Raw genomic sequence first — 6,715 nt, 5'->3', positions numbered from 1 at the left:
CTCGATGTCGGCTCATCGCATCCTGGGGCTGTAGTCGGTCCCAAGGGTTGGGCTGTTCGCCCATTAAAGCGGTACGCGAGCTGGGTTCAGAACGTCGTGAGACAGTTCGGTCCCTATCCGTCGCGGGCGCAGGAAATTTGAGAGGAGCTGTCCTTAGTACGAGAGGACCGGGATGGACGTTCCGCTGGTGTACCAGTTGTGCCGCCAGGCGCATCGCTGGGTAGCTATGAACGGAAGGGATAAACGCTGAAAGCATCTAAGTGTGAAGCCCCCCTCGAGATGAGATTTCCCATTCCTATATGGAGGTAAGACCCCTGAGAGATGATCAGGTAGATAGGCTGGAAGTGGAAGTGCAGCGATGCATGGAGCGGACCAGTACTAATCGGTCGAGGACTTAACCAAGTAGAGCGTGAAGCGGCGCGGTTAGAAGCCGGAGTGTAAGCGGGCTTGGGCGTAATGGCGGTCTTTGCCATTGCGACCAAGGTCCTTACACGCAGGCTTCTGCGCCGGTAAACGCGTTTCGATGAAATACGCCGTACCTCGACACAACAACACAACAATGATAGCCAGTTTTGAGAGCGCAAAGTTCTCATAAGTGTGGTGGCGATAGCAAGAAGGATACACCTGTTCCCATGCCGAACACAGAAGTTAAGCTTCTTCACGCCGAGAGTAGTTGGTGGGAAACTGCCTGCGAGGGTAGGAAGCTGCCACGCTGTTTATTCCGGTTTAGCTCAGTTGGTAGAGCACCTGACTGTTAATCAGGTTGTCGTCAGTTCGAGCCTGACAACCGGAGCTCATGGAGCACTCGTCGTTGACGGGTGCTTTTTTCTATAGAAATCTGGTGTAACGTATCATTAACGGGATGACCGAGCAAGAAGTGACACAGTGTCACTTTCTGTTAGGATTGGCATGTCATTTCAAGACTCAGGGAGAGATACTTAAAGTCATAGTGGTTGAACATTTCATTACCAGTGACATAATGGGTCAAACTTGACCAGGCTTGGCAATGTCCGCATAATGTTGATATAGAGCATCGTCAGTGAAAATGAAAGAGGTATCGTGATGGATAATCGGATTCAGCTTCGACAGCAGAAAAAGCCTCGTCACCGAGGACTTAAAATTTTTGGAATTATCGCAGGCGTCTTGGTCTTGTTGATCATTGCTTGCGTTTTCTTTTTTCCGCAAATCAACAATACGATTCGCAATGTGACGGGCAGTGATACACCAGCAGATGCGGCGGTTAAATCGCGTCTGGTGTCTGAGATTACAGCGCAGAAGACGGGTAATGCAACGACTGATGCTGCACTCCAGCGCGCAGCTGATACATTGAAGGAAACTAAGATGAGCACGATCATGAAAGCTGCGCAAGATCAGGATCAGGCAGCGGTCCTACTGCAAAAAACTACTAGTGCCAACCAAGCGCAGGCCAAGTTGGCAGCAGCATTGCTGTTTAGAGAGAAATCAATTACCCCGCTTCGCCAGGCGATCGCTTCGGGTGACTATTATCGTGCGTATCAGGATGTTAAATCGCTGCAACAACAAGGTGACACTAGTACGTTACAGAATTTATTGACCGGTCAATAAAACAAAACAGCTTCCGCACGGCAATGAAGTCATGACGGAAGCTGTTTTTGATTAAAACGACAATTTATTTAGGCTCATACATAAATGTCAGTTCGTTGTGCGGCTGGATAAGTCGACCCGAGATAGTTTTGTCGGACATAATCATGCCGCCGGGTAGCACAGCGTGGTGATACCGAAAATTAGGGAAGTCTGGTGCCGTCAGTTCGTACTGATGCCCGGTTTTCGTATGCAGCACTTGAACATCACGTAACGGATGTTTGTGGTTATCAAAGTAATGAATAACCAATGTTGCCGGAACCGGGTGATGGACCAGTGAAGCGGCAGTTGTGTAGATAAATGTTAGCTGTGGCGCATCACCTGCCATGGCGCCAGTGACAGTCGGATCGCCAACATGCTGACCATTAGGGAGAATTGCCTTTTGAAAATCATAACCGATTAAGGTCGGAGCAGTGATTCGAAAACGATGTTCTGGCGTATTCATTAAGTGATTATCCGGACCTAAAGTTTTGCCGTTTTCATCGACATAATGAATGGTTAAAGTGACTTGTGCCAAAGTTAGTTCACATCCCTTTCGATGATTTGAAAAATAAAGCTAGGCATTGCGAGCGGTGAAGCGTGCTTGCTTAATGGTTGGTTTCTCTAGCTCATCTAGTAAAGCAACCGCTAATGTACCGCTGTTGAGGACGGATTGACCCTCCTCGTCTTTTAGCAACGTGTTGTCGCCGCGAACGTATTTAGTTGCCGGGCCGTGTTCGAAGTTCATACTTGGCGAGATACCAACCCAGTTAACGTTGTCGGTCCACTGCAACAGTTGATACTCTCTGAGCTGGTTCTTAGGCGTGTTGATAAATGCCGGTGCATGCGGGTCATTTTTAAGTAAATCATACAGGAGCTTACCGTCAGTTTCCAGGCTGCCTGCGCCAAGAATAAAGACTAGCCGAGGGGAGGTGGTCTCCCGTAACTCGTGAATCAGGTGATCGGCTAAATCAATGTGGAGATAGGCTTGCTCAACGGTTGTCGCAAAAGCATCGACAACTGCATCGTAGGCGAGCAACTGATCACGGGTGAGTGTGAAGGCGTCTTGTTGCACGAGTTCAGCATCAGGCGGAAGAACGCCAATACTTTTGTCTGGATGACGAACGTAACCGGTAACTTCGTGGCCTCGCTTAAGCGCCTCTTTGTAAATTGCCGATCCTGCATTGCCAGTCGCACCAATAATTGCAATCTTCATCTATAACAACATCCTTTCATAACGAGTCGGTTCAAGGTTTATGATACACTTACTAAAAGTAGATAGACAATTAAATCAGCCTAAAATTAAATATTTTGCTGTCTTTTCAACGTGCTTTTCGGAATCGAAATTGTGTGAGAAAAAAGGCTTTACAGTGCTATATTGCTCCTGTATAATCTTACTTGTTGTTCAGCAATTGGCCCGTTGGTCAAGTGGTTAAGACACCGCCCTTTCACGGCGGTAACATGGGTTCAAATCCCGTACGGGTCAGTATGCCGGCTTAGCTCAGTTGGTAGAGCATCGGTATCGTAAACCGAGGGTCACAGGTTCAAGTCCTGCAGCCGGCATTTTATAGGGTGCTTTAGCTTTTCTTGGAAAGCAAAATGCCTGTATATCAACGATTTAGTCCTCCTAGGTTACCTTAGGAGGGCTTTGTTTTTATTTTCAGGGGGGCAAAAAGGGGACCACGGATTACTTTTGAAAGCAGAAACCTGTGAACGCCTAGCTTAGCCGTTTGTGTCATGTTGGGTAACGTTTGCCAAAATATGGTGCTTTAGCTGTGCATACTCCTCTTGCTTGATGCCACCGGAGTCGTGCAGCTTTTTTAATTATGACTTTCATTAGATCATCAATTTGCGTTGAGACGTTGTTGTTGTCGTCAGCTAAATAAGTGCTGATGGAACCTGTGAGGGCACCGATGAAGCCAATGTCATTGAACATGAGTAGAACTGCGGCAACGCTTGCTAAGAGGAAAATTAAAGTCCTCTACGAAATCCCTGTCTCAAGCAACTTATCGCCCTTTTTTAAGCGCTTGTATGCTATGATCGTACGGTAAGTGATTGGTTGAAGGGGTGCAGTATGCATAGACAGAAAACAAGTTCAAAAGCAGGATTGATTTGGACGATTGTCATTTTAGCGGTTGTGTTGGTAGCGGGTGGGTTGTGGTTTGGCCTTAATCGGCAGGCGCAGGCGAGAGCGCAAGAAGCTTCATCCATGTCACGTTCCAAAGCGCGTTCGGTTGCCCAGTCACGTTCGGCTGCTAAGGTCAGTCAGGCGGTTGAAGCTTCCCAAAAGGCCGCAGATCCAGTGTATAAAGACTTTGCGGCTGCCGGACTCAGCTATCATCAAGTTCAAGTCGCCAAGGAATTATCCGTGACGGCAATCGGTGATTCCGTGATGCTTGGCAGTAAGTATCTGTATAAAGAGCTGTTTCCGAAGATCTATTTTGATGCGACAGTTAGCCGCCAAATCTATCAGGTTCCGGCTTTGTTTAAGTCACTGGCTGCTTCCGGTAAACTGGCTAATACCGTGATCATCGGTTTGGGCACAAATGGCACGTTTACTAATGAGGCATTTCAGTCCATTATGACAAGTATTGGTGCTCAACGTCAGGTTTATTGGATTAATGTCCGTTCTGATGCGAAGTGGACGGATGAGGTTAATCACGATTTGGACAAAATGGCCAAGCGTTACAAGAATTTGCATATTGTTGATTGGCATGGTGCTTCTGCCGGTCATGACGATTGGCTGACAGCCGACAAAACCCATCCGTCAACCGATGGCCAGACGCATTATGTTGCGACGGTTGCAAAAGCCGTTTTGGCAAAAGCACAATAGCTTTTCTCGACGCCTGATCGGGTACTGGGTGGTTGATGGCTAGTCACAAGCGAAAAAAATTATAACAGATATTCTCATGACAATATTTTAAAGACCAATGATGGACACGGATTGATGATCTCTTCTTGCTAGGGATCATTGTGGAGGTGAGCAGATGCAGGCATTGCTAGAACCAAACGACCGGGAGCATATTTGTTAATGAGTGTCGGAGGCAGTGCTGCATTGCGCCGGCACCTTGCAGAAATGGGTTTGGTGGCGGGGAAGAAGCTGACCGTGGTGCAACCGGCAAGCAAAGTGACCGGTCTGGTGATTTTCTTTCAAGGACAACGTCTTGCTCTCAGTGATGAGATTGCCGCTTTGCTGGTGGTGCGACCGTTTGCGGCCGATGCTGATAAGACGGCGATTGTATTGGCTGATTTGCCTCTGAAGCGAACCGGGTTGGTGCAGAAGATCCAAGGAGATCCGCCGCTGCGACACCGTCTGATGGATACGGGTTTAACCAAAGGAACGCTAGTCAAGATCCACCAAATTGCACCGCTTGGCGACCTATCGAGTTAGCGGTTCGCGGTTATAAGTTGAGTATTCGCAAACAGGACGCGGCGCACGTGTTGGTAACAGAGGTGAATGCTGATGACCGTGGATGAAACCTTAGCGCTGGTCGGCAATCCCAATAGTGGTAAAACAACTTTGTTTAATTCATTAACCGGTGCCAAGCAGCGTATTGGCAATTGGCCTGGGGTTACGGTTGAGCGAAAGTCCAGCCGACTGAAAGCCAATCACGCCTTAATTGTTGAAGACTTGCCAGGCACATATTCGTTGTCTCCGTACAGCAGTGAGGAAATCGTTACGCGCGACTTTTTATTTGAGCAGCAGCCAGATCTGGTCCTCAATGTGGTCGATGCGAGAAATCTCGAACGGAATCTGTATCTGACCTTGCAAGTCATGGAAATAGGTCGGCCGCTGATCGTTGCTCTAAACATGATGGATGTCCTTGAAAAAGCGAGTCGGCGAACGATCAATCTGAAAAAACTGAGTTATGCCTTGCAGGTACCGGTCATCGGGACAACGGCGACTAAACCGGGCGCTTTGAAGGAACTGGTGCAGGCGATTCAAGCACCGTTGCCTAAACCATATGCTTTCCCGGAATACGATCCGCGGCTTGAATCCGCCTTAAGTATGCTTGAGGAAGTTATCGGTAAACGCGTCGAGGCAGATCGCTCGCGATGGTATGCGATCAAGCTTTTTGAAAAAGATCCGCAAGTGACTGCTCAGCTTGCCTTAACGCCGGCTGAACAGAAACAAGTCACTGAAATCTTACATACTGCCGAGCATTTGTTTGACGATGCATCTGATAGCATCATCGTAAATGCACGGTACGATTTCATTGCGCGCGTCATGGCGATGTGCGTGGTCGATAAAACGGACTTCGTGATGTCGGTTAGCGATCGGATTGACCGCATCGTGACCGATCGTTATCTGGCCATGCCGATTTTTGTTCTCGTGATGTGGGCGGTTTATTACCTTTCGATTCAAACGATCGGAACCATCGGCACTGACTATCTTAACGATACAGTCTTTGGCGGCTGGTTGCGTTTTTGGTTTTCAATCTTCTCTGTGCGCCTTGTTTTGCGGCAATTGGCACCATGTACAGGGAGTTTGGTGATGCACGCTGGACGTGGCGCGCGGTCGGTTACCAAGCAGGCGTGGCTTATTTGATCACGATGTTGATTTATCAAAGCAGCCTGATTGCCAGTGGTCAGGCTGGTGTGGCGAGTGTCGCCTTGGTGGCAGTGGCAATCGGATTCATTGTTTATGGCTTGTGGCTCAAACGGCCACGACCCAGTACTGCATCTGAATACAGTGCGGATATTTGAAAAGAGCGGATTTTAACATGGCAACATGGTTAATTGGCGGTATCGTTGTTTTGGCAATTGGTTGGGTCTTATATCGGACCTTTTTTCGAAAAAATCGGACCGGTGGTTGCAGCCAGTGTGAAGATGTGGGCTGTCCGTTAATTGATCAGGCAAAAATGGTTCAGGTAAATAGACACCGTAAAGCGTAACATCTATATGTTAAAAAAACATTGCAAGTTGTGATCGCTGACTGATCGGAATGCGTTTTGTGATGTGCTGTTGCTTTGCATGGTCGGCTTATTTTTAAAACTCGCGTTGCTAGGTTGGACTCTGTATAATTGAGTTGTGAAAGCCTTTACAAAAAATAACTGAACGTACATGACATTGACCCGCTTACCTTTGAGGAAAATAGGGTAAGTGGCTTGTACCG

At 47.9% G+C, this 6,715-nt stretch carries 5 protein-coding genes, 3 tRNA genes, 2 rRNA genes and 2 pseudogenes; 10 read left to right on the top strand and 2 right to left on the bottom strand.

Translation table 11 applies throughout. The features are described 5' to 3' along the window. The 4 genes from BVJ53_RS03380 to BVJ53_RS03365 all read left to right on the top strand — a co-directional run. Positions 1–402, top strand: a 23S ribosomal RNA gene (locus tag BVJ53_RS03380); the annotation flags it as partial. A gap of 194 nt (positions 403–596) precedes the next feature. Beyond that, positions 597–713: ribosomal RNA gene (gene rrf, locus BVJ53_RS03375) — 5S ribosomal RNA — on the top strand. A 7-nt stretch (positions 714–720) separates the two neighbouring features. Then, positions 721–793: transfer RNA gene (locus BVJ53_RS03370), tRNA-Asn, on the top strand. 269 nt (positions 794–1,062) lie between these two features. Further along, entirely contained in the window at positions 1,063–1,584 is a 522-nt protein-coding gene (locus BVJ53_RS03365; protein WP_129301141.1) for a hypothetical protein, read from the top strand. A gap of 64 nt (positions 1,585–1,648) precedes the next feature. On the opposite strand, the gene BVJ53_RS03360 is transcribed toward BVJ53_RS03365, so the two are convergent. Together BVJ53_RS03360 and BVJ53_RS03355 are read right to left on the bottom strand one after the other, a co-directional pair. Beyond that, on the bottom strand, positions 1,649–2,137 hold the full coding sequence (locus BVJ53_RS03360) for a MucBP domain-containing protein (protein ID WP_129301140.1): 489 nt from the start codon (positions 2,135–2,137) through the stop codon (positions 1,649–1,651). A gap of 39 nt (positions 2,138–2,176) precedes the next feature. Continuing rightward, positions 2,177–2,815: an NAD(P)-dependent oxidoreductase gene (locus BVJ53_RS03355; protein WP_129301139.1), complete on the bottom strand. Its 639-nt coding sequence runs from the start codon at positions 2,813–2,815 to the stop codon at positions 2,177–2,179. Positions 2,816–3,013: 198 nt separating this feature from the next. On the opposite strand from BVJ53_RS03355, the gene BVJ53_RS03350 reads away from it, so the two are divergent. The 6 genes and pseudogenes from BVJ53_RS03350 (at position 3,014) to BVJ53_RS03320 (ending at position 6,494) form a co-directional block, all read left to right on the top strand. Further along, positions 3,014–3,085, top strand: a tRNA-Glu gene (locus BVJ53_RS03350). 4 nt (positions 3,086–3,089) lie between these two features. Further along, positions 3,090–3,162: transfer RNA gene (locus BVJ53_RS03345), tRNA-Thr, on the top strand. 511 nt (positions 3,163–3,673) lie between these two features. After that, positions 3,674–4,432, top strand: coding sequence for an SGNH/GDSL hydrolase family protein (locus tag BVJ53_RS03335; protein WP_129301138.1), 759 nt, complete (start codon positions 3,674–3,676; stop codon positions 4,430–4,432). Positions 4,433–4,586: 154 nt separating this feature from the next. After that, positions 4,587–5,076 (top strand): annotated as a pseudogene (locus BVJ53_RS03330) (FeoA family protein). Then, positions 5,063–6,306, top strand: a pseudogene (locus tag BVJ53_RS03325) (FeoB small GTPase domain-containing protein). The pseudogenes BVJ53_RS03330 and BVJ53_RS03325 overlap by 14 nt, the downstream one beginning before the upstream one ends. A gap of 17 nt (positions 6,307–6,323) precedes the next feature. Next, the gene (locus tag BVJ53_RS03320; RefSeq protein WP_129301137.1) at positions 6,324–6,494 is read left to right on the top strand and encodes a FeoB-associated Cys-rich membrane protein; all 171 of its coding nucleotides are present in this window, start codon (positions 6,324–6,326) and stop codon (positions 6,492–6,494) included. Positions 6,495–6,715: the final 221 nt, after the last annotated feature.

Origin of the sequence: Lacticaseibacillus chiayiensis, from assembly GCF_004123795.1 — a bacterium.
Lineage (GTDB): Bacteria > Bacillota > Bacilli > Lactobacillales > Lactobacillaceae > Lacticaseibacillus > Lacticaseibacillus chiayiensis.
Note: the sequence above shows the minus strand (reverse complement) of the source record. Positions and strands in the feature narration are given on the sequence as shown.